At 68.1% G+C, this 26,734-nt stretch carries 25 protein-coding genes, 1 other RNA gene, 1 pseudogene and 1 riboswitch; of the genes and pseudogenes, 22 read left to right on the forward strand and 5 right to left on the reverse strand.

The window, feature by feature from the left end; all coding sequences use genetic code 11:
- Positions 1 to 2 precede the first annotated feature (2 nt).
- The 6 genes from J5837_RS08560 (at position 3) to thiL (ending at position 5,158) form a co-directional block, all read left to right on the forward strand.
- Positions 3 to 797: a class I SAM-dependent methyltransferase gene (locus tag J5837_RS08560; RefSeq protein ID WP_210536355.1), complete on the forward strand. Its 795-nt coding sequence runs from the start codon at positions 3 to 5 to the stop codon at positions 795 to 797.
- 53 nt (positions 798 to 850) lie between these two features.
- Positions 851 to 1,006: riboswitch (FMN riboswitch) on the forward strand.
- A gap of 259 nt (positions 1,007 to 1,265) precedes the next feature.
- A complete protein-coding gene (locus J5837_RS08565) occupies positions 1,266 to 1,868 on the forward strand; it encodes a riboflavin synthase (protein WP_210536356.1) in 603 nt (200 codons plus the stop codon).
- Positions 1,865 to 2,974 (forward strand): 3,4-dihydroxy-2-butanone-4-phosphate synthase, encoded by a 1,110-nt coding sequence (gene ribB / locus J5837_RS08570; protein WP_210536357.1) that lies wholly within the window; start codon positions 1,865 to 1,867, stop codon positions 2,972 to 2,974. Before J5837_RS08565 ends, ribB begins: the two co-directional genes overlap by 4 nt.
- A 168-nt stretch (positions 2,975 to 3,142) precedes the next feature.
- The gene (gene ribH / locus J5837_RS08575) at positions 3,143 to 3,610 is read left to right on the forward strand and encodes a 6,7-dimethyl-8-ribityllumazine synthase (RefSeq protein WP_210536358.1); all 468 of its coding nucleotides are present in this window, start codon (positions 3,143 to 3,145) and stop codon (positions 3,608 to 3,610) included.
- Positions 3,607 to 4,071, forward strand: coding sequence for a transcription antitermination factor NusB (gene nusB, locus J5837_RS08580; protein WP_210536359.1), 465 nt, complete (start codon positions 3,607 to 3,609; stop codon positions 4,069 to 4,071). Before ribH ends, nusB begins: the two co-directional genes overlap by 4 nt.
- Before the next feature lie 148 nt (positions 4,072 to 4,219).
- Positions 4,220 to 5,158: a thiamine-phosphate kinase gene (gene thiL, locus J5837_RS08585; RefSeq protein WP_210536990.1), complete on the forward strand. Its 939-nt coding sequence runs from the start codon at positions 4,220 to 4,222 to the stop codon at positions 5,156 to 5,158.
- A gap of 168 nt (positions 5,159 to 5,326) precedes the next feature.
- Here thiL and J5837_RS08590 read toward each other — a convergent pair whose 3' ends face one another.
- From J5837_RS08590 to J5837_RS08605, 4 genes and pseudogenes are all read right to left on the reverse strand, one after another.
- Complete coding sequence (locus J5837_RS08590) at positions 5,327 to 5,866, reverse strand: metal-dependent hydrolase (protein ID WP_210536360.1); 540 nt, start codon at positions 5,864 to 5,866, stop codon at positions 5,327 to 5,329.
- Between the two features lie 3 nt (positions 5,867 to 5,869).
- Positions 5,870 to 6,691 carry a hypothetical protein gene (locus J5837_RS08595; protein ID WP_210536361.1) on the reverse strand — a complete coding sequence of 274 codons (822 nt, stop codon included), beginning with the start codon at positions 6,689 to 6,691 and terminating at the stop codon, positions 5,870 to 5,872.
- Between the two features lie 68 nt (positions 6,692 to 6,759).
- A complete protein-coding gene (locus J5837_RS08600) occupies positions 6,760 to 7,131 on the reverse strand; it encodes a YraN family protein (protein WP_342345524.1) in 372 nt (123 codons plus the stop codon).
- Positions 7,124 to 8,377, reverse strand: a pseudogene (locus J5837_RS08605) (penicillin-binding protein activator); the annotation flags it as partial. The gene J5837_RS08600 and the pseudogene J5837_RS08605, both read right to left, overlap by 8 nt.
- Before the next feature lie 184 nt (positions 8,378 to 8,561).
- On the opposite strand from J5837_RS08605, the gene rsmI reads away from it, so the two are divergent.
- The 3 genes from rsmI (at position 8,562) to rnpB (ending at position 11,152) form a co-directional block, all read left to right on the forward strand.
- Positions 8,562 to 9,404, forward strand: coding sequence for a 16S rRNA (cytidine(1402)-2'-O)-methyltransferase (rsmI, locus tag J5837_RS08610; protein ID WP_210536364.1), 843 nt, complete (start codon positions 8,562 to 8,564; stop codon positions 9,402 to 9,404).
- 147 nt (positions 9,405 to 9,551) lie between these two features.
- Positions 9,552 to 10,763, forward strand: a complete 1,212-nt coding sequence (gene chrA, locus J5837_RS08615; protein WP_210536365.1) for a chromate efflux transporter — start codon at positions 9,552 to 9,554, stop codon at positions 10,761 to 10,763.
- Between the two features lie 40 nt (positions 10,764 to 10,803).
- Positions 10,804 to 11,152, forward strand: an RNA gene (gene rnpB / locus J5837_RS08620) — RNase P RNA component class A.
- A gap of 200 nt (positions 11,153 to 11,352) precedes the next feature.
- Here rnpB and J5837_RS08625 read toward each other — a convergent pair.
- The gene (locus J5837_RS08625; RefSeq protein ID WP_210536366.1) at positions 11,353 to 12,138 is read right to left on the reverse strand and encodes an NRDE family protein; all 786 of its coding nucleotides are present in this window, start codon (positions 12,136 to 12,138) and stop codon (positions 11,353 to 11,355) included.
- Positions 12,139 to 12,466: 328 nt separating this feature from the next.
- Between J5837_RS08625 and mraZ the strand changes: the two genes are divergently transcribed.
- The 13 genes from mraZ to ftsA are packed head-to-tail and all read left to right on the forward strand — an operon-like array spanning position 12,467 to position 26,632.
- Positions 12,467 to 12,913 (forward strand): division/cell wall cluster transcriptional repressor MraZ, encoded by a 447-nt coding sequence (gene mraZ / locus J5837_RS08630; protein ID WP_210536367.1) that lies wholly within the window; start codon positions 12,467 to 12,469, stop codon positions 12,911 to 12,913.
- Between the two features lie 14 nt (positions 12,914 to 12,927).
- Complete coding sequence (rsmH, locus tag J5837_RS08635) at positions 12,928 to 13,881, forward strand: 16S rRNA (cytosine(1402)-N(4))-methyltransferase RsmH (RefSeq protein ID WP_210536368.1); 954 nt, start codon at positions 12,928 to 12,930, stop codon at positions 13,879 to 13,881.
- Positions 13,878 to 14,141, forward strand: coding sequence for a cell division protein FtsL (gene ftsL / locus J5837_RS08640; protein WP_210536369.1), 264 nt, complete (start codon positions 13,878 to 13,880; stop codon positions 14,139 to 14,141). The genes rsmH and ftsL overlap by 4 nt, the downstream gene beginning before the upstream one ends.
- Positions 14,138 to 15,994 (forward strand): peptidoglycan D,D-transpeptidase FtsI family protein, encoded by a 1,857-nt coding sequence (locus tag J5837_RS08645; protein WP_210536370.1) that lies wholly within the window; start codon positions 14,138 to 14,140, stop codon positions 15,992 to 15,994. The genes ftsL and J5837_RS08645 overlap by 4 nt, the downstream gene beginning before the upstream one ends.
- Positions 15,991 to 17,463: a UDP-N-acetylmuramoyl-L-alanyl-D-glutamate--2,6-diaminopimelate ligase gene (locus tag J5837_RS08650; RefSeq protein ID WP_210536371.1), complete on the forward strand. Its 1,473-nt coding sequence runs from the start codon at positions 15,991 to 15,993 to the stop codon at positions 17,461 to 17,463. Before J5837_RS08645 ends, J5837_RS08650 begins: the two co-directional genes overlap by 4 nt.
- Positions 17,460 to 18,830 carry a UDP-N-acetylmuramoyl-tripeptide--D-alanyl-D-alanine ligase gene (locus J5837_RS08655; protein WP_210536372.1) on the forward strand — a complete coding sequence of 457 codons (1,371 nt, stop codon included), beginning with the start codon at positions 17,460 to 17,462 and terminating at the stop codon, positions 18,828 to 18,830. The genes J5837_RS08650 and J5837_RS08655 overlap by 4 nt, the downstream gene beginning before the upstream one ends.
- Positions 18,820 to 19,905 carry a phospho-N-acetylmuramoyl-pentapeptide-transferase gene (mraY, locus tag J5837_RS08660; RefSeq protein ID WP_210536373.1) on the forward strand — a complete coding sequence of 362 codons (1,086 nt, stop codon included), beginning with the start codon at positions 18,820 to 18,822 and terminating at the stop codon, positions 19,903 to 19,905. Before J5837_RS08655 ends, mraY begins: the two co-directional genes overlap by 11 nt.
- On the forward strand, positions 19,905 to 21,173 hold the full coding sequence (gene ftsW / locus J5837_RS08665) for a putative lipid II flippase FtsW (protein ID WP_210536374.1): 1,269 nt from the start codon (positions 19,905 to 19,907) through the stop codon (positions 21,171 to 21,173). Before mraY ends, ftsW begins: the two co-directional genes overlap by 1 nt.
- Entirely contained in the window at positions 21,170 to 22,252 is a 1,083-nt protein-coding gene (murG, locus tag J5837_RS08670) for an undecaprenyldiphospho-muramoylpentapeptide beta-N-acetylglucosaminyltransferase (protein WP_244755849.1), read from the forward strand. The genes ftsW and murG overlap by 4 nt, the downstream gene beginning before the upstream one ends.
- Entirely contained in the window at positions 22,249 to 23,694 is a 1,446-nt protein-coding gene (gene murC, locus J5837_RS08675; protein ID WP_210536375.1) for a UDP-N-acetylmuramate--L-alanine ligase, read from the forward strand. Before murG ends, murC begins: the two co-directional genes overlap by 4 nt.
- Before the next feature lie 3 nt (positions 23,695 to 23,697).
- Complete coding sequence (locus J5837_RS08680; RefSeq protein WP_210536376.1) at positions 23,698 to 24,669, forward strand: D-alanine--D-alanine ligase; 972 nt, start codon at positions 23,698 to 23,700, stop codon at positions 24,667 to 24,669.
- Positions 24,666 to 25,400 carry a cell division protein FtsQ/DivIB gene (locus tag J5837_RS08685; protein WP_210536377.1) on the forward strand — a complete coding sequence of 245 codons (735 nt, stop codon included), beginning with the start codon at positions 24,666 to 24,668 and terminating at the stop codon, positions 25,398 to 25,400. Before J5837_RS08680 ends, J5837_RS08685 begins: the two co-directional genes overlap by 4 nt.
- Positions 25,397 to 26,632 (forward strand): cell division protein FtsA, encoded by a 1,236-nt coding sequence (gene ftsA, locus J5837_RS08690; protein WP_210536378.1) that lies wholly within the window; start codon positions 25,397 to 25,399, stop codon positions 26,630 to 26,632. Before J5837_RS08685 ends, ftsA begins: the two co-directional genes overlap by 4 nt.
- Positions 26,633 to 26,734 lie beyond the last annotated feature (102 nt).

Here is a 26,734-nt window from a genome sequence, read left to right on the forward strand (position 1 = left end):
GCATGGCGAGCTTCAAGGACCATTTCTCCCAAGTCGCCGGCGCCTATGCGCAATGGCGTCCGACCTATCCGGACGCATTGTTCGACGCGCTGGCGGCCGTGATACCGGCGAACGCACTGGTGTGGGAACCCGGCTGCGGCAGCGGGCAGGCGACGCGCGGACTCGCATCGCGGTTCGCGACGGTTTACGCCACCGATCCCAGCGCCGCACAGATCGAGCAGCACTGGGCGACGCAAGCACAGAGGGACAATGTGCGCGTGGCCGTCGAAGCTGGCGAGGCGACCGCGTTGCCGGATGCCAGCATCGACCTCGTCGCCGTCGCTCAGGCGTTGCACTGGTTCGACCGCACGCGTTTCTTCGCCGAGTGCGAACGTGTGCTCCGCCCCGGCGGCGTGCTGGCCGCCTGGACCTACCAGGACATCGTGTTCGGCGACGACCTGTACGAGGCCGCGGAGGCATTCCGCGCCGACATCGACCCGTACTGGCCACCCGAGCGCACCGACGTGGACCTGGGCTACGGCGACTACGCGTGGCCGTTCGACGCGCTGCCGACGCCGCGCCTGTGGCTGACCGCGCAATGGACCTTGCCGCAATTGCTGGGCTACCTCGGCAGCCTGTCGGCCACCGCGTCCCGCCGCAACGCCACCGGCCAGGACCCGGTTGCCGCGCACGCGGAGGCGTTCGCCGCGGCCTGGGGCGACCCCGGGCAGACCCGCGCCTTGCGCTGGCCGCTGGTCCTGCACCTGCGCCGCAAGCCCCTGAATGCCGCTGGCGGAACGATCCATCCGGCCGGCTGATCGGGCCGCGGGTGCTAGAATTCAGCCGCCGGTTTGCCGGCAAACCACCACAGCAGCGTCTTCAGGGCGGGGTGAGATTCCCCACCGGCGGTAGGCTCTTCGGAGCGAGCCCGCGAGCGCTTCCGATCGCATCGATGCATCGGGAGGTCAGCAGATCCGGTCGAATGCCGGAGCCGACGGTTGGGAGTTGCTGGTTGGGTTGGACGGTTTGCGACGACGAGGTCGCAAAGGCTGCGAGGCCAGGAAGAGCGAAGGAGCGTATGTCGATACGCGACTGAGCGATGACGCCGGATCGCAGCCTTTGTGGCCTTGGCCCGCAGGGTTGCGAAGCAACGCGAACCGTCCAACCCAACCAGCAAGTCCCTAAAGTCCGGATGAAAGAAGACAGCCTCGCGCGGCCCTCGGCCGTGCGCGCGCTTTCGTCCTGTCCGTTGCGTCAGCCATGCGTACACGCGAAGAGACAGGACCATGTTCACCGGAATCATCGAAGGCGTCGGCAAGCTGGCCGCGCGGGAAGACCGCGGCGGCGATGCGCGCTTCACGTTCGAAGTCGGCAGCCTGCCGTTCGACAACGTCCAGCTCGGCGAAAGTATCGCGGTCAACGGCGTGTGCCTGACCGTGGTCGAATTCGATGCGGCCGGTTTCCAGGCCGACGCGTCGAACGAGACCCTGTCGCTGACCACGCTCGGCGCATTGCCGATCGGCGCTGCGCTGAACCTGGAACGGGCGATGCGGCCGAGCGACCGTCTCGGCGGCCACCTGGTCAGCGGCCATGTCGACGGCATCGGTCGCGTGCTTTCGATACACGACGACGCGCGTGCGCAGCGCTGGCGCTTCGCCGCGCCGGCCGCGTTGCTGAAGTACATCGCGAAGAAGGGTTCGATCTGCGTCGATGGGGTCAGCCTGACCGTCAACGAGGTCGACGGCGAGGGCTTCGAAGTCGCGTTGATCCCGCACACGGTCGCGCACACGCGCTTCGCCGAAACGAACGTGAGCGACGCGGTGAACCTCGAGATCGACCTGGTCGCGCGCTATGTCGAGCGCCTGCTCGGCGAAAGGAGCGGCGCATGAGCTTCGCGACCATTCCCGAGCTGCTGGAAGAAATCCGCAACGGCCGCATGGTCGTCGTCGTCGACGACGAGGACCGCGAGAACGAAGGCGACCTGATCATGGCCGCCGAACTGGTCAAGCCGACCGACATCAATTTCATGGTCACCCACGCGCGCGGGCTGGTGTGCCTGGCGATCAATCGCGAGCGCGCCGGCCAGCTTGGGCTGGCACCGATGGTGCGCAACAACACCGCGCAGTTCCAGACCAACTTCACCGTCAGCATCGAAGCGGCCGAGGGTGTGACCACCGGCATTTCCGCCTACGATCGCGCGCACACCATCCGCACCGCGGTGAAGCCCGACGCGAAGCCATCGGACCTGTCGCAACCCGGCCACATCTTCCCGCTGATCGCCCAGCCGGGCGGCGTGCTGACCCGCGCCGGCCATACCGAAGCCGCGGCCGACCTGGCGATGCTCGCCGGTTTCGAACCCGCCGGCGTGCTGGTCGAAGTGCTGAACGCCGACGGCAGCATGGCGCGGCGGCCGCAATTGGAAGTGTTCGCGCGCGAGCACGGGCTGAAGATGGGTTCCATCGCCGACCTGATCGCCTACCGACTCGCCACCGAGCACACCGTCGAGCGCATCGACGAGCGTGCCATCGACACCGAATTCGGTCCGTTCCGGCTGATCACCTACCGCGACCGCATCGCCCACGACCTGCACTTCGCCCTCGTCCGCGGTACGCCAGACGCGACAACTCCGACCCTGGTGCGCGTGCAGGTCGAGAACCCGCTGGCCGACCTGCTGCACTGGCGCCGCGACGATTTCGGCGTGGCCGCGACCGACGCTCTGCGCGCCATTGCTGCCGAAGGCCAGGGCGTGTTCGTCGTCCTGTCCGAGCCGCGCGACAGCGAGTCGTTGCTGGCCCGGTTGCGCGCGGAGCCGGTCAAGGCTGCCAACGCCAAGGACGTCGGCCAGTGGCGGCGCAACGGCGCCGGCGCGCAGATCCTCGCCGACCTCGGCCTCGGCAAGCTGCGCGTGCTGGGTACGCCGCGCCGGCAGGTCGGCCTGGGCGGGTTCGGGCTGGACGTGGTCGAATACCTCGATCCGAAACACCTCTCCCTTTGACCAAGCGCCTCCCCCTTTGAAAAAGGGGGACTGAGGGGGATTTGCTTTTCGACCGCCGCCGCGCAAATCCCCCGTCGCCCGCACAGCGGGCGTCCGCCCCCTTTGCAAAGGGGGCAATGCCCGTCCCCGGCGGGTTAAACTCCCATCCCCTCAAGGATCCTGCCTGCCATGTCCCATTACGAAGGCGGCCTCAACGCCGCCGAAGGCGCGCGTTTCGCCATCATCGCCAGCCGCTGGAACGCCCGCATCGCCGACACGCTGGTCGCCGGCGCGCGTGCCAGCCTGGCCGGCAACGGCGTGGCCGACGACGCGGTGGACGTGGTACGCGTGCCCGGGGCATGGGAAATCCCGGTCGCCGCCGCCAAGCTGGCCGCGAGCGGTCGTTACGCGGCGATCGTCGCCCTGGGTTGCGTGATCCGCGGCGACACCCGCCATTACGAACACGTCGCCGACGGCTGTGCAGAAGGCCTGATGCGCGTGGCCCTGGATTTCGGCGTGCCCGTGCTCAACGGCGTGCTCGCGGTCGAAGACGTCGAGGACGCGGAGAAGCGCGCCGGCGGCAGCCACGGCAACAAGGGCGAGGAAGCCGCGCTCGCCGCCATCGAAATGGCCAGCCTGTTGGAGCAGTTGCCATGAACAAGCCGCACCGCAACCGCGACGGTATCGACCCGGTGCTGCGCGCCCGCGCGCGTCGCCGCGCCCTGCAGGCGGTGTACGCGTGGCAGGTGTCCGGCGGCAACGCGCAGCAGGTCATCGCCCAGTTCGCCCACGAGCAGGCGCACGAAGTCGCGGACCTCGAGTATTTCGAAGACCTGGTGCGCGGCGTGATGCAGCATCGCGCGCAGCTGGACGAGGCGTTGCAGCCGTACCTCGACCGCACGGTGGAGGAAATCGACCAGATCGAACGCGCCGTGCTGCGCATCGCCGCCTACGAGCTGCTGCACCGTATCGACGTGCCGTATCGCGTGGTGCTGAACGAGGCCATCGAGACTTCGAAGCGTTTCGGCGCCGAACACGGCCACACCTACGTCAACGGCGTGCTGGATCGCGCGGCGTTGGAGTGGCGTGCGGCGGAGACGGGCGCGGGCAAGCGCTGAATTTTCATCGTCATTCCCGCGAAGGCGGGAATCGCTCTCTGGTCGGATTGCGAGCGACCGTCCGAAGAGCGAAAAGCAGGAGCGATGACCCGACATTCGTCGGTTGAAGGCCCCCGCCTTCGCGGGAATGACGAGTAAACAGATGTCCATCGGCGAATTCGACCTGATCGACCGCATCCGCGCCCGCGCGACCACGCGCGACGACGTGGTGCTCGGCATCGGCGACGATGCGGCGATCCTGGAACCGCCGCCCGGCAAGCAACTGGTCGTCACCGCCGACACGCTCAATGCTGGCGTGCATTTCCCCGAGGCTACCCGTGCCGAAGACATCGGCTGGAAAACGCTGGCGGTCAACCTGTCCGATCTTGCTGCGATGGGCGCGCAACCGGCGTGGTGCACGCTGTCGCTGTCGCTGCCCGGATCCGACCCGAAGTGGCTGGATGGCTTTCTCGACGGCTTCCTCGAACTCGCCTCACGGCACGGTATCGCCATAGTCGGCGGCGACACCACGCGCGGCCCGCTATCGCTAGGCGTGACCGCGATGGGTTTCGTCGAACCCGGCCGTGCGCTACGCCGCGACGGCGCGCGGGTTGGCGACGATATCTGGGTCACCGGCGCGCTGGGCGATGCGGCGGCGGCATTGCAATCGCTGTTCGCTGGTGCCGCGCTGGATCGTACGTTGCGTGCGCGACTGGACCGGCCGACGCCACGCGTCGAAGCCGGCCGGCGCCTCGTTGGCCTGGCGAACGCCTGCATCGACGTGTCCGATGGATTGCTCGCGGATCTTGGCCACATCTGCGCGCGCAGCAATGTAGGCGCGGAGATCGGACTGGATGCCTTGCCCGCATCTCCTGCGCTGCAACGCTTCTCGCCGGCGATGCGCCAAGCCTGGCAAGCGGCGGGAGGCGACGATTACGAACTATGCTTCACCGCCCGGCAGGAATTGCGGGATGAAATCGCAGCGGCAATGGGCGGAGTCGCTGTGACACGCATCGGAAGCATCGTCACCGGGCAAGGCGTGCGGGCCCTGGATGCCGATGGCAACGAATGGCGTCCCCCCCGCACCGGATACACGCATTTCGAGTAAAACCCGGCGTGGGAGCGACGTCAGTCGCGAAAACCCGAAGCGAGACCGTTCAGGTATCCAAAAGCACCGGCAAAGGATGTCGTCGGAGAATGCTTCTTCGGAGGACTTCCAGTTGCACGAAGTTTCAAGGCTTCGAATTCGCGACTGACGTCGCTCCCACGTCGGGCATCAACGCGGAGGCGGATGTCCCGGCTTCCGGTTGATCAACTTCCACATCCCGGCGCCAACGAACAGCGGCAGCCACACCCAGCGCAATTCCGAAAGCAACGTCTCCATGCCGCGTGCGCTGAGGAAACCCACGCCGATCGGCGAAACCCGGATCGGGCGCCATGGCGCGAACCAGCGCGCATCGTTCCATGGCCAAGCCAGCGCAACGCCAAGCCCGCCGGATGTCATCGCGTCCAGCAGCGGATGCGAAGCCGTGCATACGAACAGCCACGTCATGGCTTGCAAGGGGCTGCTTCGCAGCGGCTTCGCGACGCCGGCACCCAAGCCCGCGATCAGCAGCGCGAACAGCAACGAATGGCTTGCGCCACGATGGCCGAAGGCATCGGCATAAGGAATGTGCATCGCGAACGCGACGACGTCTGCGTCCGGCAGCATCGCTGCGACAACGCCAGCTGCGAGCAACCGCGACGAGACGCGCCCGCTTTCGCTGGCCACATACATCGCCAGCGGAACTGCGGCGTGCGTCAGGATGGTCGGCATGGATCAGTTAGGGGCTCCAGGGTGCCCGGATGCTGCTTCCAGCAAGGGCGCCATGGTCGCGGCAGGCAGCACCTTGCGCTCGCCGGCAAAAGCGGGATCCGGCTCCATCGGCGAGGTTCCCTGCAACTGGCTGGCATCGGGCTTCAACGGAAAATCCAGGACTAGGTCGCGCGCGTGCGCGGGCTGTCCGGCGAGTTCGCGGTACAGGACAGCAGCCACGATCAACGATGCGGGCAATGTGGGATGCAGGGCGGCGTCGGTGAATAATGGCTGCCCGGGATGGGAGGACGCATAAGCCCGCAACGCGGTACCGGCGAATACGGGCTTGGCCTGCGTGCTCCTGGCCGCGATGCGTAGGCCGCGATCGAGATTGCCCTGCCAGGTCGCATCCGGACCCCAGGTCCCGAGCAGCAATACGCGAACGCCTTTCTTTCCCGCGAGTTCCGCGAACTGGCGGTGAGCACGCGAGCTTGCGAGGCATTCCGGTTCGCCACGATGCTGGCTGTCCGCAAGGCACGCGAGGATGCCACCGCGCTCTTGCAGCACCAGCATGTCCCAATGCCCTTGGTCGATGGCTTTCGCCACCGTTCCGTTCCGCCAATGCCATACCAGGTCCGCTCCCGGCAGCACATAAGTCGTGGTGGAAATGGCCGGGCCGTTTTCCTGTGCGCTGGCCAATGCGCGCAACAAGCCCGGCAGGTTGTTCGTGTAGGTCAGGCTGTTACCCACGACCAATACCCGGAGGACAGGGCGTTCCGCCGCACCGGCAGCCGAGGCGGTGCCGCTCGAGGCAACGGCGAACAGCCACAGGCCGAACGCCAGCAAGGCTCGTCGCGACGCAGGGAGGAGCAGCTTCATGCCGACAGTGTAGGTCCGCGAGAAGCGGCTTGCGATCAGACCTCGTCGGCGCGGAAAGCGTCCTTCAACCAGCGAAGGTCCGGCGCATCCGGATCCCCGCTGGCTTCGACCACATCGAAGCGACAAGCGGCCTGCGAATACGCCCGGTGCTCGGCGAGGAACATCTGCGCGGCCAGTACCAGTTTGCGACGTTTGCCGGAGTCGACCGAGGCGATGCCGCCGCCGAACGCGGACGAGCCGCGGTAACGCACTTCGACGAAGACGATGCAATCGCCGTCGCGCATGACCAGATCGAGCTCGCCGCCGCGGTAGTTCGCGTTGGCGGCGATTTCGCGCAGGCCCGCCCGCGTCAGATAAGCCCGGGCGACGCCTTCGGCGTGCTTGCCGCGCGCCCGGCGGTCAGCCACCGCCACGGATCGGGGTGGCGCGGCCGCCGTTGAAGGTGGACCACGCCGGCTTGCGCAGGACGTTGCCGAAGCCGTCGAGCTTCAACGTGCCGGTGGCGCCGTCGAGTTCGGTGTTGGGCCGTTCGATCAGCCGTTCCAGGTATGCGGTGAGCCGCCATGCGTCGTAGCCGAACGCGAACAGGCGTGCGGCCGGTCCGCGGGCGGAAGGCAGGTCGGTGTTCGCTGCGGCCGGCAGGCCCGACACGCCGCGCGAAGTCCACACGTCGGTCGGGAACACGATGCCGTCCAGCGCGCTGTCCTGTTCGACCTTGCCGGTTCCGGAAGCCAATTGCGAAGTGCCGACGCGCGACTTGCCGCCGAAGCCGGCCAGTGCCAGCTGCGGCGCCAATAGACGCGCCGTGCCGCCCTTGACCGCGAGGAATACCGAGTCGGCGCCGGCCGCCGCAGCTGCGCTCAGTTTCGCCGACAGGTCGCCCGGCGCATCGGTCACGCTCAGCGTGTCGACGACCTTGCCGCCGCGCGACTGGAACTGTTCGCGGAACGCGCGCGAAGCCCGCATGCCGTTGTCGTCGCTGCCGCCGATCACCAGCGCGGCCTTGCGTTCGTGCCCCAGCAGGTATTCGGCGGCGATCAGGCCGTCGTCCTCGGGCGCCAGCGAAAAACCGGCGTTGCCCGGCGGCGGCGCGGCATTGCCGCGGTTCAACGCCAGCACCGGCACCTGCAGTTCGCCGCGGGCGAACACCGCGCTGACTTCGTCGCGGCCCAGCGGGCCGATCACGAAATCGGCACCCGCGGCGACCGCGCGGCCATACGCATCGACCGCGCCGGCCGCGGTGCCGGCGGTGTCGTAGAAATCGATCTGCGGGCGACGCCGGCTTTCGCCGAAGTATCCGGCCAGCAGGCCGTCGCGCACCGGCGCGGCGGCGGTGGCGAGGTTGCCGGACAGCGGCAGCAGCACGGCCAGCTTCACCGGCGGACGATAGCCGTCGCCTTCGGCCGGCGGACGATTGTCGAAATTCCAGCGTGCGGCGCTGTCGAACGGGCGCGGCAGCGGCAGCCCGCGGTTGAGCAGGGCCTTGCCGGCGAATGCGTACAGCGGATCGCCGGCCGGCAGCTTGGCGCTTTCGCGCGACAGCGTGGCGTCGTCGACGCTGGCCAGCAGGCGTTCGATCTGCTTGATGTTCTCGGCCTTGGCCTGGCCGGACAAGCCGGCCTGGGCGCGGGCCAGTTCGGCGGCCTGGGCGAAGGCAGCGCGGTCCTGCGGCGTCGAGGCCGGGCCGCTGACCTGGGTGGTCGCGCAGCCGGCGAACAGCAGTGCCAGCAGGACCGGGGCCAGCAGGCGCAGGTGCTTCCTTCCGAATCTCATGTCCATTGCTACTCAGCAGGCGGGGCGGGCTACGATTCTACCCTTGCCGAAGGAAGCTCACTGAATGACCGCAGACGGTCCCGGAACCCCAGGAACCCTGTTCATCGTCGCCACGCCGATCGGCAACCTGGCCGACCTCTCGCCGCGCGCGCTCGAAACCCTGCGCACGGTCGATGCCATCTGCGCCGAGGACACCCGCCATACCCGGCAGCTGCTCGCGCATTTCGGTTTCGAGCGCCCGTTGCTGGCCCTGCACGAACACAACGAGGGCGAGATCGCCGAGCGCATCGTTGCGCGTTTGCTGAACGGCGACAGCCTCGCCCTGGTGTCCGACGCCGGCACGCCGCTGGTCAGCGATCCGGGTTTCCGCCTGGTCCGCGCCGCCCGCGCGGCCGGGGTGAAGGTCTCGCCGGTGCCCGGGCCGAGCGCGTTGATCGCCGCGTTGAGTGCGGTGGGCCTGCCCAGCGACCGCTTCGCCTTCGAAGGCTTCCTGCCGGCGAAGGCCTCGGCACGGCGCGAGCAACTGCAGCGATTGGCCGGCGAGCCGCGCACCCTGGTGTTCTACGAGTCCTCGCACCGCATCGGCGAAGCGTTGGCCGACATGCGCGCGGCCTTCGGCGACGAGCGTCCGGCGGCGATCGCGCGCGAGCTGACCAAGCTGTTCGAAACCGTGCTCGACGGCACGCTGGCGCAACTGCAGGCGAGGGTCGAAGCCGACGAGAACCAGCGCAAGGGCGAGTTCGTCGTCGTCGTGCAAGGCGCGGGCGAAGACGATGGCGCGAAGATCGCCGAAGGCCGGCGCGTGTATGCGTTGCTCAACGAGCACTTGCCGCCGTCTACGGCGGCGAAACTGGCAGCGGAGATTTCCGGTGCGCCGCGTAAAGCCTTGTACGGGCAGGGTGGGTGAAGTGTTTACGCGCCGGTCTTTTGTCTCGTCATTCCGGCGAAAGCCGGAATCCATTTTGCTGTTGCTCCTGTTTCCTGAAAAGCAACGGCAAAAACCAATGGATTCCAGCTTTCGCTGGAATGACGATGTGAAAGACTTCAGCTGACGATGGCGTCTCCATCCGCCGACACCGAGGCACGACAGGGCAAAGCTGGACACGTCTTCCTGGTATTCCTGCGCCTTGGCCTGACCTCGTTCGGCGGCCCCATCGCGCACCTCGGCTACTTCCGGAACGAGTTCGTCGCGCGTCGGCGCTGGCTGTCCGAAAGCGAATACGCTGGCCTGGTCGCCCTGTGCCAGTTCCTGCCGGGACCGGCGAGCAGCCAGGTCGGCATGGCCATTGGCCTGTCGCGCGCGGGACTGCGTGGCGCATTGGCGGCGTGGTGCGGATTCACGTTGCCGTCGGCGCTGGCGATGATCGCGTTCGCGTACGTCCTGTCGCATCGGGGTGCAGGGTTGCCGCCGGATGCGCTGCACGGCATGAAGCTGGTCGCAGTGGCGGTGGTCGCGCAGGCGGTGTGGGGCATGGCGCGGACGTTCTGCCGCGATGCCGGGCATGCCCTGATCGCGCTCGTCGCGACTGTTTGCGTGTTGTCATGGCCATCCGCGTGGATGCAGGTCGGCGTCATCGCGCTTGCCGGCATCATCGGACTCGCGTGGCGGAACGGCACCGATGTTGCCGTGTCGTCCGGATTGAAGGTGCCGGTATCGCGACGCTTGGCGGTGGCCTCGCTGGTTTCCTTTCTTTCCCTGCTGATCGGCTTGCCATTGCTGGCTGCCGCAACGGCGTCGACCGACCTGCGCATTGCCGATGCGTTCTATCGCACCGGCGCGTTGGTGTTCGGCGGCGGCCATGTCGTGTTGCCGTTGTTGCGCGCCGAGACCGTCTTACCCGGCTGGATAAGCGCAGGCGATTTCCTCGCCGGTTATGGCGCGGCGCAGGCCTTGCCGGGACCGTTGTTCACCTTCGCCGCTTTCCTCGGCACGGCGATGAAGATCGGGCCTGGCGGCTGGGGTGGCGGATTGTTGTGCCTGTTAGCGATCTTCCTGCCATCGCTGTTGCTGGTATTGGGCGTGCTGCCGTTCTGGGAAAACCTGCGCCAGCGACCGAAGATGCGCGCCGCGCTGGCTGGGGTGAACGCTGCGGTCGTCGGCCTGCTGCTGGCCGCGCTGTACGACCCGCTGTGGACCAGCGCAGTCGGCGATTGGCGCGACATCCTGCTCGTCATTGCCGGCGTCGCAGCGTTGATGTGGGCGAAATGGCCGCCGTGGGTCGTGGTCCTGGCGCTGGGAGCGGCGGGATTCTTCGTCGCGGCGTGAACGGACGGCACCACGGCATTCATGCGAAAATGCGCATGGCGGAGCCGGCCAGACAGTCGCGTCATCACTCGTGATGCCGAGGAAAGTCCGGGCTCCACAGGGCACGGTGCCAGGTAACGCCTGGGCGGCGCGAGCCGACGGAAAGTGCAACAGAAAGATACCGCCGATGGCTCTTCGGAGATCAGGCAAGGGTGAAATGGTGCGGTAAGAGCGCACCGCGAGTCCGGCAACGGACCGGCACGGCAAACCCCACCGGGAGCAAGACCAAATAGGGAGGCAATGCCGCGGCCCGCGGTGCCTCCGGGTAGGTTGCTTGAGCGTATCGGCGACGATGCGCCTAGAGGAATGACTGTCCACGACAGAACCCGGCTTATCGGCCGGCTCCGCCCCTTTCTGCTGTTCCGGCAACGGATCGCAATCGCCTCCCCATGTGGGAGCGACGTAAGTCGCGAACGTCGAAGCGGCATGTCTTGCGGTTGCGTAACGACTGGAGAAGCTGTCGAGCCAAGCAGTCCGACGAGTGCAAGAAGGGCTTTCTTCCCGGCGGCAACAAAGGCGCGATCGAATCCCTCGCTTCGACGTTCGCGGCTTACGTCGCTCCCACGTCGGGCATCGGCGCATCGTCGTTGCGCAGCCGCGTTTCTCCCAGGAAAACGCCCTCCGGGCCGAAGCGGCGTTCGTGGATCCAGCCTTTTCCTTCGTGGTCGACGGCAATGATCGTGCTCGCCCGCGTTCCGTAGGTCGGGCCGCGGATGAAGGCGGCGGAAAGCATGCGTTCCTTTTCCAGGCCGATGCCGGTGTCGGGCAGTTCCGCATCCGGTGCGATGCGCCCGTCGGCCAATGCGTTCCATAACGGATCGAAATCGCCGTGTCCGCTTTCGATCCACTTCTCCATGACCGAGCACAGCATTCGCGTCTTCGGCCACGCCACGTCGAAGCCGCCATTGGACATGCCGTGTACGCCGGGCGCGATCGCGCGCCGCTCCACGCGTGGATGATTGCCTAGGTAGACGCAGGCCCCGGCGTCGGCGACCAGCAGGTTGAACGGGGCGAACGCATTCGCTTCGGCGGCCAGCGCTTCGACATGGGCCGGTGCGCCGGCTGCGGTTTCCAGGAATCCGGTCGGCAAACCGCCGCGCGACGGACCGATGGTGGTGGCGAAAGGGTCGCGGACGTTGGTGACCACCGCGGCGCGGCCCCGGCCGTCCAGTCCCATCCAGGTGCCGCCGGATTGCAGGTCGCGGCCCGCGCGGATCCCCGAATCGGTCCAGCACGCCAGCGCGGCGGTCGGGCGGGCATGCCATTCATCGCGGTTGCCGGCCATCAGCAGGCGCCAGCGGGGATGGGTTTTCCAGGCGATGGCGACCAGGCACATGGAGGGATTGTGCGGCGGATTGCGCAGTTCAGGCGGGCGGACGAATTCTCACGAGCTGAAGAGACGATCCGTCTTCACCCCGCATGGACACGACTGAATTTTGGCGAAATCTCGAAATTTGAGACTAAACAATTACTTGTGGATAAAGTTTGAACAATTCTCTGAAGTTCGCCGCAAGCTATTGAAAGTCATCATGATTTTTTCACCTTTCAGTTGTTGACAAGCGATGGCGGACTGCTAAGGTGGGCATCAGAGGGAAATCCGGGGTTTTAGTGGGTTTCCGTGGTTCAATAGCCGCCCGAGAGCGGAAACCAAAGGTGCCGGGGACGTGTTCCAGGGTGAGACTGCCATCACAGTTGACGACAAGGGCCGGATGGCGGTGCCCACCGCCTACCGTGAACTGGTCGCGCGTGAGTGCGGCAACCGCCTGGTGCTGACCTACAACCCGTTCGAAGCCGGCAGCCTGTACCTGTATCCCGAAGCCGAGTGGCAGCGCGTGCGCGATGCCGTCAACGCCTTGCCCAGCACGCAGCGCGCGCATCGCAGCCTGCAGCTGAAGCTGGTGGGCGCGGCGACGCCGGTGGAGCTGGATGGCAACGGCCGCATCAGCATCCCGGCCAGCCATCGCAGCGCGGTGGGCATCGAGAAGAAAGCCGTGCTGCTCGGCATGGGCAGCAAGTTCGAATTGTGGAGCGAGCAGGCGCATCACGCGCAGATCCGTCAGACCTTGTCCGACGACGATCTGAGCGCGCACATGCTCGAACTGAAGCTGTGACGGGGGGTGCCCGGATGCGCCCCGATGCGCAGCCCGGACACCCCGCGGTGCTGCATCTGCCGGTGATGTTCGCGCAGGTCATGGAAGGACTGCGAGTGCTGGAAAACGGAACCTATCTGGATGGCACGTTCGGTCGCGGCGGCCATGCGCGCGGCGTGTTGCGAAACCTCGGCCCCGGAGGCCGGTTGTTGCTGATGGACAAGGACCCCGAAGCGATTGCCCACGCCGAACGCGAGTTCGCCGGCGATGCGCGCGTGGCGATCCGTCGCGGCAGCTTCGCCGAACTGGCGCAATGGGACGCGACCGGGGCGGGGCTCGACGGCGTGCTGTTCGACCTCGGCGTGTCGTCGCCGCAGCTCGACGTGGCCGAACGCGGTTTCAGTTTCGGCAAGGACGGCCCGCTGGACATGCGCATGGATCCGGATTCGGGCGAAAGCGCGTCGCAGTGGTTGGCGCGCGCCGGCGAGGCCGAGATCGCGGACGTGCTTTGGACCTACGGCGAAGAGCGCATGAGCCGGCGCATCGCCCGCGCGATCGTCGCGCGCCGGGCGCAGCAGCCGTTCCTGCGCACCGCCGACCTCGCCGAAACCATCGCCTCGGTGATGCCCCGCGACAAGTCGGGGATCCATCCGGCCACGCGCAGCTTCCAGGCGATCCGCATCCACGTGAACCGCGAACTGGCCGACCTCGAAGCGGGCCTCGATGGCGCGCTGGCGCGGCTCAACGCCGGCGGCCGGTTGGCGGTGATCAGCTTCCATTCGCTGGAAGACCGCATCGTCAAGCGTTTCATCGCCCGGCACGCGAAGGCGCCGCCGGCGAACCGACGCCTGCCGGAAACCACCGGCTTCGTCGCCTCGCTGAAGGAGATCGGCGGCGCGCAGCGTGCCGGTGCCGACGAACTGGCGACGAATCCACGCGCGCGCAGCGCCGTATTGCGCGTGGCCGAGAAGCTGGAAGGCGCGGCATGACCCGCTTCCTGCTCGCCGTGCTGGTGCTGGCCAACGTCGCCACCGCGATCGGCGTGGTCTACGCGCGGCATCGCCACCGCACCCTGTTCGTCGAACTGTCCAAGCTGGAGCGGCAGCGCGACGAACTGAATATCGAATTCGGCCGTCTGCAGCTGGAACAGGCGACGGTGGCGGAGAGCACCCGCATCGAGCAGGTCGCCACCACCCGGCTGGGCATGAAGTTCCCCGAAGCGGGCGACGTGGTGGTGGTGCGGCCATGAAGCTTCCGGACCTCAAGGCGCTGTTCAACCGGGAAAGCCGCGAGCGCAACGCGCCGCCGCGCAACCGCAACCGTGCTCGCTTCAATCTGCGCGGCCGCCTCGCCCTGGTCGGCGGCACGCTGGCGCTGTGCTCGATCAGCCTGATCGGTCGCGCCGCCTACGTGCAGCTGGTCAACGAGGACTTCTACCAGAAGGAAGGCGACGCGCGCTTCGTGCGCGAGCTGGAGATCCCGGTATCGCGCGGCATGATCACCGACCGCAACGGCGAGCCGGTGGCGGTGTCGTCGCCGGTCGAGTCGGTGTGGTGCGACCCGAAGGAGCTGATGGAGAAGGCGCCCGACCGCCTGCCGGAACTGGCGCGCGCGCTGTCCGTACCCGCCGAGGCGCTGACCCGCAAGGTCAGCCAGAAGGCCGACAAGGAATTCATGTACCTCAAGCGCCGGATCAATCCGGACGAGGCGCGGCGCATCGTCGCCCTGGGCATTCCCGGCGTGTATTCCAAACGCGAGTTCCGCCGCTTCTACCCGCAGGGCGAGGCGATGGCCCACGTGCTGGGCTTCACCAACATCGACGACCAGGGCCAGGAAGGGCTGGAACTGGCCTTCAACGACTGGCTGCGCGGGACGCCGGGCCTGAAGAAGGTGATCCGCGACCGTCACGGCCGCATCGTCGAGAACATCGACCTGCTCAAGCCGGCGCAACCGGGCAAGGACCTGACCCTCAGCATCGACCGCCGCATCCAGTACCTGACCTACAAGGAACTGAAGCAGCGCCTGTGGGAAACCGGCGCGAGCAGCGGCTCGGCGGTGGTGCTCGACATCGCCACCGGCGAAGTGCTGGCGATGGCCAACCTGCCGACCTTCAACCCCAACGCGCAGTCGCTGGGCAAGAACGACGCGCACCGCAACCGCGCGATCACCGACGTGTTCGAACCCGGTTCGACGATGAAGCCGATCACCGTCGCGGCCGGCCTGACCGCGGGCGTGATCACGCCGGCCACCAAGTTCGACCTGTCGCCGGGCCGGATGGCGCTGGACCGCCGCTACACGATCAGCGATACGCACAACTACGGCGTGCAGGACGTCACCGGCATCATCCGCAAGAGTTCGAACATCGGCGCGGCCAAGATCGCGGCGCGGATCCCGAACCAGACCTTCTACGACTTCGTGCACAGCTTCGGCTACGGCAAGAAGCCGGGCAGCGGCTTCCCCGGCGAATCGGCCGGCGCCGTGTTGCCGCCGCCGCGCTGGTACGGCACGACCAAGGCGACGATGGCCTACGGCTACGGCCTCAACGCCACCCCGCTGCAGATCGCCCGCGCCTACGCGGCGCTGGCCAACGGCGGGCGCCTGATCACCCCGACCTTCGTCAAGGGCCGCAGCAACGAAACCGAGCCGGCCGAGGCCGAACAGGTGCTCGATCCGGCTATCGCCCACGAAGTGATGAAGATGATGCAGACGGTGACCGAGACCGGTGGCACCGCGACGCAGGCGGCGATCCTCGGCTACCACGTCGCCGGCAAGACCGGCACCGCGCGCAAGGCCGGCGGCGGCGGCTACACGAGCAAGTACCTTTCGTTCTTCGCCGGCGTGGTGCCGGTCGACCATCCGCGTTTCTCTATGGTCGTGGTGATCAACGAACCCGACCCGAGCAAGGGTCATGGCTATTACGGCGGCCTCGTGGCCGCGCCGGTTTTCCACAATGTGATGGATGGCGCGCTGCGCCTGATGGACGTGCCGCCGGACGACATTGAGACCTGGCTGGCCGCGCAGGCGAAGACCGAAGCCAAGGGACGTGGCGCGGTAACGGCACAGGCGCCGGCCGAGCCGCTGGAACCGGAGGTCGTGCAATGAAGCGCACGATGCCGCTGTCCGAACTGTTGCCCGACGTGGCCTTGCCCCGCGATGTCGTGATCGGCGGGCTGGTGATGGACTCGCGCCGGATCGAGTCGGGCGACGCCTTCGTCGCTATCGCCGGTTTCGGTACGCATGGACTGGCGTTCGTCGAACAGGCGAAGGAAAAGCAGGCATCGGCGATCCTGTTCGACGCCTCCGCGCCGTCCGCGGAATACCCGGCGCCCGCCGATGCCATCGGCGTGCCGAACCTGCGCGCGCGCATGGGCGGCATGGCCGACCATTTCCATGGCGAACCGTCGGCGGCGATGACCACCATCGGGGTCACCGGCACCAGCGGCAAGACCTCGACCGTGCAACTGCTGGCACAGGCGCTGGAACTGCGCGGCGTGCGCAGCGGCACCATCGGCACGCTGGGCGCGGGACTGTACGGCGACGTGCAGCCGACCGGCTTCACCACCCCGCTGGTGCTGCAGACCCACGAATTGCTGGGCGAATTGCGCGACGCCGGTGCGCGGGCGGTGGCGATGGAAGTCAGCTCGCACGCGCTGGACCAGGGCCGGGTCGATGCGGTGCATTTCGCCATCGGCGTGTTCACCAATCTCACCCGCGACCATCTCGACTACCACGGCGACATGGAAACCTACGGCGCGGCGAAGGCGAAGCTGTTCGCCTGGCCGGGGCTGCGCGCCGCGGTGGTCAACCTCGACGACGACTACGGCCGCCGCCTGTACGCCTCGCTCTCGCCGGTGTTGCAACGCATCGGCGTCAGTGCGCGCGGCGCGGCCGAGGCCGGCATTCGCGCTTCCGACGTCGTCCTCGACGTGTCCGGCATGGCTTTCGACCTGCACATCGGCAACGATGTCCGCCGCGTGCGTTCGCCCTTGCTGGGCCGGTTCAACGTCGACAACCTGCTGGTCGTCGCCGGCGTGCTGCAGGCGATGGGCGAGGGCGTCGATGCCATCGTCGACGTACTGCAGAAGCTGCAGCCGATCCCCGGTCGCATGAACCGCCTCGGCGGCCACGACGGCCTGCCGCTGGTGGTGGTCGATTATTCGCACAAGCCCGATCCGCTGGAACAGGCGCTGCAGTCGCTGCGCGGGCATCTGCGCGGCCGCCTGACCTGCGTATTCGGTTGTGGCGGCGAACGCGACGCCGGCAAGCGCCCGCAGATGGCGGCGATCGCCGAACGCCTGGCCGACAAGGTGGTCGTCACCGACGACAATCCGCGCGGCGAGGACGGCGATGCCATCGTCGCCGACATCCTGCGCGGTTTCGAAAAGCCCGAAGCAGTGGTCGTCCAGCGCGATCGCGCCGCGGCCATCGCCCGCGCGGTGGGCGAGGCCGGTCCCGACGATATCGTGCTGATCGCCGGCAAGGGCCACGAAACCTACCAGGAAGTCGCCGGGGTCAAGCATCCGTTCGACGACAGCGTGCAGGCGCGCCAGGCCCTGGAGGCGCACGCATGAAGCGCACGCCCCTCTCGCTGCTGGCGCACTGGGCTTCCGGCGAACTGCACGGCGACGACGTCGCCATCGATGCGGTGTCGAACGACACGCGCACCCTGCAGCCGGGCAGCCTGTACGTCGCGCTGCGCGGCGAGCGTTTCGACGGACACGATTTCGTCGCCGATGCGTTGGCGCGCGGCGCCAGCGCCCTGCTGGTGGAACGCCCACTGCCGGGCGAGACGCCGCAGGTCGTGGTCGCCGACACGCAATTGGCCCTGGCCAGGATCGCCGCCGGCCTGCAGCAGGACCGCGGCGGCAAGGTCGTCGCGATCACCGGCAGCAACGGCAAGACCAGCGTGAAGACCCTGGTCGTGGCGATCCTGCAGCGTGCCGGCAATACTTATTTCAATCCCGGCAACCGCAACAACGAAATCGGCCTGCCGCTGTCGGTGATCGACGCACCGGACGATGCCGACTTCGCCGTGTACGAAATGGGCGCAGGCCAGCCCGGCGACATCGCCTACCTCACCGACATCGCGCGTCCGGACGTGGCGCTGGTCAACAACGTCGCCCCCGCGCACCTCGAGCGCATGGGCACGCTGCTCGGCGTGGCCGAAACCAAGGGTGCGATCTACGCCGCGCTGCCGATCGAAGGCGTCGCGGTGATCAATGCCGACGACGCCTTCGCCGAATACTTCGCCGCGCGGGCGCCGGGCCGCAAGGCGATCCGTTTCGGGCTCGACGCAAGCGCCGACGTGACCGCGCGCGACATCCGCCTCGGCGACGCCGGTTCGCAGTTCCGCCTGGTCATGCCTTCCGGCGAAGCCGAAGCGCGTATCGCGCTGCCCGGCCGCCACAACGTGTCGAACGCATTGGCGGCGGCTTCGCTGGCGCTGGGTTGCGGCGTGGCGCTGGCCACCATCGTCGAAGGCCTGGCCGCGGCGCAGCCGGTTGCCGGCCGCCAGATTGCCCACACGCTCCCCAACGGCGCGGTGCTGGTCGACGACAGCTACAACGCCAACCCGGGTTCGCTCGGCGCGGCCATCGACACGCTCGCCGCCGCGAGTGGCGAAGCGTGGCTGGTACTCGGCGACATGCGCGAACTCGGTCCGGAAGGCGAAGCGCTGCATGCCGACGCCGGCCGCCGCGCCAAGAGCGCGGGCATCCGCCGCCTGTACGCACTGGGGGCGCTCAGCGCCGCGGCGGCACGGGCATTCGGCGAAGGTGCGCGGGTATTCGCCACGCACGCCGAACTGGCGGATGCGTTGCGCACCGACCTGGCGAAGACGCCGGCGCGCGTGCTGGTCAAGGGCTCGCGCGGCAGCGCGATGGACAAGGTCGTGAACGCGCTGCTCGGGCGCGAAGGGGATGTTCCACATGCTGCTTGAACTCGCCCGCTGGCTGCAGCAACTCGAAGACCTGTTCCGGCTGTTCGGCTACCTGTCGTTCCGCGGCATCCTCGCGGCGCTGACCGCGCTGGCCCTGTCGCTGTGGCTGGGCCCGGCGGCGATCCGCCGGCTCGCCCAGCTGAAGGGCGGCCAGCCGATCCGCAAGGACGGCCCGCAGTCGCATTTCTCCAAGGCCGGCACGCCGACGATGGGCGGCGGCCTGATCCTGACCACGGTCACCCTGTCGGTGCTGCTGTGGGGCGACCTGCGCAACAAGTACGTGTGGGTGGTGTTGCTGGTGATGCTGTGCTTCGGCGCCATCGGCTGGTACGACGACTGGATCAAGATCGTCAAGCGCGACCCGAACGGACTGAAGTCGCGCTGGAAATACCTGCTGCAGTCGATCTTCGGCCTGGCCGCCGGCCTGTATCTGTACCTGTACGCCGACGTGCCGGCGGCGACCACGCTGTACATCCCGTTGTTCAAGTCGGTGGCGCTGCCGCTGGCCGGCATCGGCTTCGTCGCCATCGCCTATTTCTGGATCGTCGGTTTCTCCAACGCGGTCAACCTGACCGACGGCCTCGACGGCCTGGCGATCATGCCGACGGTGCTGGTCGCCTGCGCGCTGGGCGTGTTCGCCTACGCCGCCGGCAACGTCAAGTTCTCCGAATACCTGCAGATCGCCACAATCCCCGGCGCAGGCGAACTGGTGATCATCTGCGCGGCCATCGCCGGCGCGGGCCTGGGCTTCCTCTGGTTCAACACCTATCCGGCGATGGTGTTCATGGGCGACATCGGCGCGTTGGCGCTGGGCGCGGTGCTCGGCACCATCGCGGTGATCGTGCGCCAGGAACTGGTGCTGGTGGTGATGGGCGGCGTGTTCGTGGTGGAAACGCTGTCGGTGATGATCCAGGTCGCCAGCTTCAAGCTGACCGGCAAGCGCGTGTTCCGCATGGCGCCGATCCACCACCATTTCGAACTGAAGGGCTGGCCGGAGCCGCGCGTCATCGTGCGCTTCTGGATCATCTCGGTAGTGCTGGTCCTGATCGGCCTGGCCACGTTGAAGGTGCGCTGATGAACGACGCGACCTCCCGCCAGGCGACGCGACTGGAAGCGATCAGCGGCCGCTACGACGGCTGGTTGCTCGGCGCCGCGGTCGCGCTGGCCGCGCTCGGCGTGGTGATGGTCGCGTCCAGTTCCATCGCCCAGGCGTCGAGTCCGTTCTACTACCTGGTCCGCCACCTGCTGTTCCTGGGCCTGGGCCTCGGCCTGGCCCTCGTCGCGATGCGCACCGAGCTGAAGACGGTGGAGAAGTACAACCAGGTGTTGCTGCTGGCCTGCATCGTGCTGCTGTTGCTGGTATGGGTGCCCGGCCTGGGCGTTACCGTGAAAGGCGCGCGGCGCTGGATCAACCTGGGCATCTCGCGCTTCCAGGTGGTCGAGGCGGTGAAGGTGCTGTACATCGTCTGGCTGTCCAGCTACCTGGTGCGTTTCCGCGACGAAGTCAACGCGACCTGGCCGGCGATGCTGAAGCCGCTGGGCGTGGTGGCGCTGCTGATCGTGCTGATCCTGCTGCAGCGCGACTTCGGTTCTTCGACGCTGCTGCTGGCGATCACCGCCGGCATGCTGATGCTCGGCGGGGTGAACCTGCCCCGGATGTCGGCGCCGATCCTGGTCGCATTGCCCGCATTGGTCGCGCTGGTGGTGTTCGAACCGTACCGCATGCGCCGCGTCACCTCGTTCCTCGACCCGTGGAAGGACCAGCAGGGCGATGGCTACCAGTTGAGCAACGCGCTGATGGCGATCGGCCGCGGCGAGTGGGATGGCATCGGTCTCGGCGGTTCGGTGCTGAAACTGAACTACCTGCCCGAAGTGCATACCGACTTCATCTTCTCGGTGATCGCCGAGGAACTGGGCTTCGTGGGCGTATGCCTGGTCGTGGCCCTGTACATGCTGCTGGTCGGCCGCGCCTTCTGGATCGGCTATCGCTGCGTCGAGATGCGCCGCCACTTCGCTGGCTACATCGCCTTCGGCGTGGCGCTGTGGATCGGCATGCAGGCCTTCATTTCGATGGGCGTCAACCTCGGCATCCTGCCGACCAAGGGCCTGACCCTGCCGCTGATTTCCTCCGGCGGTTCCAGCGTGATGATGACCTGCGTGGCGATGGGTTTGCTGCTGCGCGTGTCCTACGAACTGAGCCGCGCCGAGAAGCAGGTCGCGCTGTTGCGCGGGGATGCGCCAGCGAAGGGCGCCGACGCCGAACCGGCGCCGCAACCGGCGCCCGTGCGCGGCACCAGTCGCCTGAATCCGCGCGTGGAGCCCACGTTCGAGAGGATCGCATGAGCGGAACGAGCGCCAATGCTCCGGTCATGATCCTCGCCGGCGGAACCGGCGGACACATCTTCCCCGGCCTCGCGGTCGCGCGCGTGCTGCGTGCACGCGGCGTGCCGGTGGTGTGGCTGGGTGCCGACGGCGCGATGGAAACGCGACTGGTGCCGCAGCACGGCATCGAGATCGACACCATCGCCATCAGCGGCCTGCGCGGCAAGGGCAAGGCGGCGCTGCTCGGTGCACCGTGGCGCGTGTTGAAAGCGGTGCGCGGCGCGGGTGCGGTGCTGCGCCGGCGTTCGCCGCGCGCGGTGGTCAGCTTCGGCGGCTTTGCCGCGGGCCCGGGTGGCCTGGCCGCGCGCCTGCAAGGCCGGCCGTTGCTGGTGCACGAATCCAATCGCGCGCCCGGCTTCACCAATCGCGTGCTGGCGAAATTCGCGCGCCGCGTGCTGGTCGGTTTCCCCGATAGCGGCTTGCCGCGCGAAGAAGTGGTCGGCAATCCGGTGCGCGACGAAATCGCCGCAATCGCCCCGCCGAGGCAGCGCCTGGGCGAGCGCAACGGGCCGATGCGCCTGCTGGTGCTGGGCGGCAGCCAGGGCGCGCGTGCGCTGAACCTGGCCGTGCCGCAGGCGCTGTCGAAACTCGGCGATGCCGGCTTCGAAGTGCGCCACCAGTGCGGCGAGAAGATGCTGGCCGAAGCGCAGCAGGCCTATGCGCAGGCCGGCGTCGCCGCCAGCGTCGAAAGCTTCATCGCCGACATGGCCGGCGCCTACGCCTGGGCCGACCTGGTCGTGTGCCGTGCGGGCGCGTCGACGCTGGCCGAGCTGTGCGCCGCCGGCGTCGGCAGCGTGCTGGTGCCGTTCGCCGCCGCGGTCGACGATCACCAGACCCGCAACGCCGAATACCTCGCCGAACGCGGCGCTGCGCTGCTGCTGAAGCAGGACGGCGCGCTGGCGGCGAACCTGCAGGCCGCGCTGCGCACGCTCGCCGCCGATCCCGCGCGCCGGCTGGCGATGGCCGAGTCCGCGCGTTCGCTGGCCAAACCCGATGCGGCCGAACGCATCGCCGACATCATCCTGGAGAACGCTGCATGATGGCCGCCGCGCGCGAGCGCCGACTGCAACACACCGGCAACCTGGCCGAGGAATTCCGCCGCGTGCATTTCGTCGGCATCGGCGGTTCCGGCATGAGCGGCATCGCCGAAGTGCTGTGCACGCTGGGCTACGAGGTGTCCGGTTCCGACAACGCCGACAACGCAGCGACGCGCCGGCTCGCCTCGCTCGGCGCGCGGGTCATGCGCGGGCACAACGCCGCCAACGTGCTCGGCACCGACTGCGTGGTCGTGTCCAGTGCGATCAAGGCCGACAACCCGGAACTGATGGAAGCGCGCAGCCAGCGCATTCCGATCGTGCCGCGTGCGGCGATGCTGGCGGAGCTGATGCGCTTCCGCCGCGGCATCGCCGTGGCCGGTACGCACGGCAAGACCACGACCACCAGCCTGACCGCCGCGGTGCTGAGCGAAGGCGGCCTCGATCCGACCTTCGTGATCGGCGGACAGCTGCTCGCCGCAGGCGCCAACGCCAAGCTCGGCGGCGGCCAATGGCTGGTCGCCGAAGCCGACGAAAGCGATGGCAGCTTCCTGCGCCTGAACCCGCTGATGGCGGTGATCACCAACATCGACGCGGACCACCTGGAGAACTACGGCAACGATTTCGCCCGGGTCAAGGCCGCGTTCGCCGAATTCCTGCAACGCCTGCCGTTCTACGGCCTGGCGGTGCTGTGCATCGACGACCCGGAAGTCGCCGCGCTGGCCGCGGAAACGCCGCGCCACGTGATGAGCTACGGCTTCGCCGACAACGCCGACGTGCGCGCCGAAGACGTGGTCCAGGACGGTTCGCGCATGCGCTTCACCCTGCGCCTGCCCGAGGACGTCAGCGTGCCTGTGACCCTGGCCCTGCCGGGCCGGCACAACGTGCTCAATGCGCTGGCCGCCGCCGCGATCGGCTGGCAGCTGGGCGTGTCGCCGCAGAACATCGCCGCCGCGCTGGAGAAGTTCGCCGGCGTCGGCCGCCGCTTCAACGACCTGGGCGAAGTGTCCACGCCGAGCGGTGCGAAAGTCCGCATCGTCGACGACTACGGCCACCACCCGAAGGAACTGGCCGCGGTGTTCGCCGCTGCGCGCGGCGGCTGGCCGGAGAGGCGCCTGGTCGTCGCGTTCCAGCCGCATCGCTACAGCCGCACCCGCGACCAGTTCGACGCGTTCGCCGCAGTGCTGGCCGACGTCGATGCGCTGGTCCTGTGCGAGGTCTACCCGGCCGGCGAAGCGCCGATCGCCGGTGCCGACGCCAAATCGCTGGCCCGCGCGATCCGCGCGCGCGGCCGCAACGAACCGGTCGTGGTCGGCAAGGTCGCCGACCTGCCGGCGGTATTGCCCGACGTGCTGCGCGACGGCGACCTGCTGTTGCTGATGGGCGCCGGCGACATCGGCCACATCGCGCCGCTGATCGCCGCGCAAGGTTTTGAAGGAAAGAACTGAAACATGAGCGAAACGGTTTTCCCGCCGCAGAAAGTCACCGATCCGGCCCGCTTCGGCCGGGTCGCCGTGTTGATGGGCGGCACTTCGAGCGAGCGCGAGGTGTCGCTGGATTCCGGCCGCAACGTGCTGGCCGCGTTGCGCGCGCGCGGCGTCGACGCGCAGGCGGTCGACGGCGTGACGACCCTGGTGCACGAACTGCAAGCCAGGCATTTCGACCGCGTGTTCAACATCCTGCACGGCGGCGAAGGCGAGAACGGCGTGCTGCAGGGTTTGCTGGAAGGCCTGGGCGTGCCGTACACCGGCTCCGGCGTGCTCGGTTCGGCGCTGGCGATGGACAAGATCCGCACCAAGCAGGTGTGGCTGTCGCTGGGCCTGCCGACGCCGCGCTACGCGCGCCTGCCCAAGGGCGCGGACGTGCACGCGGCGGCGCGCGAGATCGGCCTGCCGTTGATCGTGAAGCCGTCCTGCGAAGGTTCCAGCGTCGGCGTGTCGCGCGTGTTCGACGAGGCCGGCCTGGATTCGGCCATCGAACTGGCCGCCCGCTATCCGGGCGAGCTGCTGATGGAGCAGATGGTCGTCGGCGACGAGCTGACCGTCGGTATCCTCGGCGATGGCACGACGCACCATGCACTGCCGTCGATCCGCATCGTGCCGAAGGGCGAGTGGTACGACTACAACGCGAAATACATCGCCGAGGATACCCAGTACCTGTGCCCCGGCCTGGACGGCGAGGCCGAAGCGGAAATCCGGCGCATCGCGCTGGCCGCGTTCCTCGCCGCCGGCTGCAGCGGATGGGGCCGCGTCGATGTGATGCGCGACCGCGCCAGCGGCGCGTTCTACCTGCTCGAGGCGAACACCGCGCCGGGCATGACCGGCCATTCGCTGGTGCCGAAGGCCGCCGCGCAGCTCGGCATCGGTTTCGAGGAGCTGTGCTGGCGCATCCTGGAACAGACGCTGGAGGTGGCGGCGCGATGAACGCGGCCTTGCGCATCGTTGCCTGGTTGCTCGCGCTGGCGCTGGTCGCGCTGCCGGTGGTGGCCGTGGTCAACGGCTGGATCGGCGCCGAACGCTGGCCGCTGACCAAGCTGCGCGTGCAGGGCGACATGCAGCGCATCGATCCGGCGCAACTGCGCAAGACCGTGCTGCCGTACGCGAAGCGCGGCTTCTTCGCCGTGCGCCTGCAGGATGCGCAGGACGCGGTGGAGAAACTGCCGTGGGTCGAGCGCGCCGAAGTGCGCAAGCGCTGGCCCGACGTGATGGAAATCAGCATCGTCGAACACCGTCCGTTCGCGCGCTGGGGCAGCGACCGCCTGCTGTCCGAGCACGGCCGCCTGTTCCCGGTGCCGCCGGGCCTGGCGGTGGAGAAGCTGCCGCAGCTCGATGGTCCCGATTCGCAGGCGCAGGAAGTGGTCGCGCTGTACAACGAGTCGCGCCAGCTGTTCGCGCCGATGGGCCTCGACGTGCAGCGCCTCGCCATGGATCGCCGCGGCAGCTGGTCGCTGACCCTCGGCAGCGGCACCGAGGTGGTAGTCGGCCGCGCCGACGCGCGTCCGCGGCTGGGCCGCTTCGCCCGGCTGCTGCCGCAACTGCTCGCGCGCAACGTGCTGCCGCTGCAGCGCGCCGACCTTCGATACACCAACGGCTTCGCGCTCAGCTGGGGCGCCCCCGCGTCCGCCGCGCAGCCGCAACCACAGGCAAGTACATGAACCGCAAAGGCGAAAAATCGCTGATCGTCGGCCTCGACATCGGCACTTCCAAGGTCACCGCGCTGGTCGGCGAATACTCGCCGGGCAACCCGATCGAGGTGATCGGCATCGGCACGCACGAATCGCGCGGGCTCAAGCGCGGCGTGGTCGTGGACATCGAATCGACCGTGCAATCGATCCAGCGCGCGGTGGAGGAAGCCGAGCTGATGGCCGGTTGCGAGATCCGCAGCGTCTACGCGTCGATCTCCGGCAACCACGTGCAGTGCAAGAACTCGCCCGGCATCGTGCCGATCCGCGACGGCGAAGTGACCTGGGGCGACCTGGACCGCGTGCTGGAAGCGGCCAAGGCCGTGGCCATCCCTGCCGACCAGCGCATCCTGCACGCGATCCCGCGCGAATACGTGCTCGACGATTCGCAGGAAGGCATCCGCAACCCGGTCGGCATGACCGGCGTGCGCCTCGAAGTGCATGCGCACCTCGTGGTCTGCGCGCAATCGGCCGCGGCCAACATCAGCAAGTGCGTGCAGCGCTGCGGCCTGCAGATCGACGACCTGATCCTGTCGTCGCTGGCCTCCAGCGTCGCCGTGCTGACTTCGGACGAACGCGAACTGGGCGTGGTCCTGGTCGACATGGGCGCCGGCACCACCGACCTGGCCGTGTTCGTGCAGGGCGCGATCTGCCACACCGCCTCGCTGCCGATCGCCGGCGACCACGTCACCAACGACATCGCGCACATGCTGCGCACGCCGACGCCCGAAGCCGAGCAGATCAAGGTCCGCTACGCCTGCGCGCTGGCGCAACTGGCGACGGCCGAGGAAAGCATCCAGGTACCCAGCGTCGGCGACCGTCCGCCGCGGCGCCTGCCGCGCCATTCGCTGGCCCAGGCGGTGCAGGGCCGCTACGAGGAAATCTTCGAGATGGTGCAGGCGGAACTGCGCCGTTCGGGCTTCGAGGAACTGGTCCGCGCCGGCATGGTGTTGACCGGCGGCGCTTCGAAGATGGAAGGCGTGATCGAACTGGCCGAGGAAATGCTGCAGATGCCGGTGCGCGTGGGCATTCCGCAGCACGTGACCGGGCTGGGCGAAGTGGTCGGCAATCCGGTGCACGCCACCGGCGTCGGCCTGCTGCTGATGGGCAGCCAGATCGAGCATCCGCGCAGGCCGTCCCTGCCGGTCGGCAAGGCCGGCAGCTTGTTCAACAAATTGAAGAACTGGTACCGCGGCGAGTTCTGACGCGGCGCGGGTTCAACGTCGTCGCGAGGGCGCGGCGGCGTGCAGGCGGAGGAGGAAGGGTTTGAGCAACACCCGAGGCGACACACACATAACTAAATAGAT

Source organism: Pseudoxanthomonas helianthi, assembly GCF_017939625.1.
GTDB lineage: Bacteria > Pseudomonadota > Gammaproteobacteria > Xanthomonadales > Xanthomonadaceae > Pseudoxanthomonas_A > Pseudoxanthomonas_A helianthi.

Coding starts and splice junctions, on each gene's coding strand:
- J5837_RS08625 (WP_210536366.1), bottom strand. CDS start 12,138: ATGTGCCTGGTCGCCATCGCCTGGAAAACCCATCCCCGCTGGCGCCTG.
- ribH (WP_210536358.1), top strand. CDS start 3,143: ATGTCCCATTACGAAGGCGGCCTCAACGCCGCCGAAGGCGCGCGTTTC.
- J5837_RS08645 (WP_210536370.1), top strand. CDS start 14,138: ATGAAGCTTCCGGACCTCAAGGCGCTGTTCAACCGGGAAAGCCGCGAG.
- ftsL (WP_210536369.1), top strand. CDS start 13,878: ATGACCCGCTTCCTGCTCGCCGTGCTGGTGCTGGCCAACGTCGCCACC.
- ftsW (WP_210536374.1), top strand. CDS start 19,905: ATGAACGACGCGACCTCCCGCCAGGCGACGCGACTGGAAGCGATCAGC.
- murG (WP_244755849.1), top strand. CDS start 21,170: ATGAGCGGAACGAGCGCCAATGCTCCGGTCATGATCCTCGCCGGCGGA.
- rsmI (WP_210536364.1), top strand. CDS start 8,562: ATGACCGCAGACGGTCCCGGAACCCCAGGAACCCTGTTCATCGTCGCC.
- mraY (WP_210536373.1), top strand. CDS start 18,820: ATGCTGCTTGAACTCGCCCGCTGGCTGCAGCAACTCGAAGACCTGTTC.
- ribB (WP_210536357.1), top strand. CDS start 1,865: ATGAGCTTCGCGACCATTCCCGAGCTGCTGGAAGAAATCCGCAACGGC.
- murC (WP_210536375.1), top strand. CDS start 22,249: ATGATGGCCGCCGCGCGCGAGCGCCGACTGCAACACACCGGCAACCTG.
- J5837_RS08560 (WP_210536355.1), top strand. CDS start 3: ATGGCGAGCTTCAAGGACCATTTCTCCCAAGTCGCCGGCGCCTATGCG.
- J5837_RS08650 (WP_210536371.1), top strand. CDS start 15,991: ATGAAGCGCACGATGCCGCTGTCCGAACTGTTGCCCGACGTGGCCTTG.
- J5837_RS08685 (WP_210536377.1), top strand. CDS start 24,666: ATGAACGCGGCCTTGCGCATCGTTGCCTGGTTGCTCGCGCTGGCGCTG.
- J5837_RS08655 (WP_210536372.1), top strand. CDS start 17,460: ATGAAGCGCACGCCCCTCTCGCTGCTGGCGCACTGGGCTTCCGGCGAA.
- rsmH (WP_210536368.1), top strand. CDS start 12,928: ATGCGCCCCGATGCGCAGCCCGGACACCCCGCGGTGCTGCATCTGCCG.
- J5837_RS08590 (WP_210536360.1), bottom strand. CDS start 5,866: ATGCCGACCATCCTGACGCACGCCGCAGTTCCGCTGGCGATGTATGTG.
- J5837_RS08680 (WP_210536376.1), top strand. CDS start 23,698: ATGAGCGAAACGGTTTTCCCGCCGCAGAAAGTCACCGATCCGGCCCGC.
- nusB (WP_210536359.1), top strand. CDS start 3,607: ATGAACAAGCCGCACCGCAACCGCGACGGTATCGACCCGGTGCTGCGC.
- ftsA (WP_210536378.1), top strand. CDS start 25,397: ATGAACCGCAAAGGCGAAAAATCGCTGATCGTCGGCCTCGACATCGGC.
- chrA (WP_210536365.1), top strand. CDS start 9,552: ATGGCGTCTCCATCCGCCGACACCGAGGCACGACAGGGCAAAGCTGGA.
- J5837_RS08565 (WP_210536356.1), top strand. CDS start 1,266: ATGTTCACCGGAATCATCGAAGGCGTCGGCAAGCTGGCCGCGCGGGAA.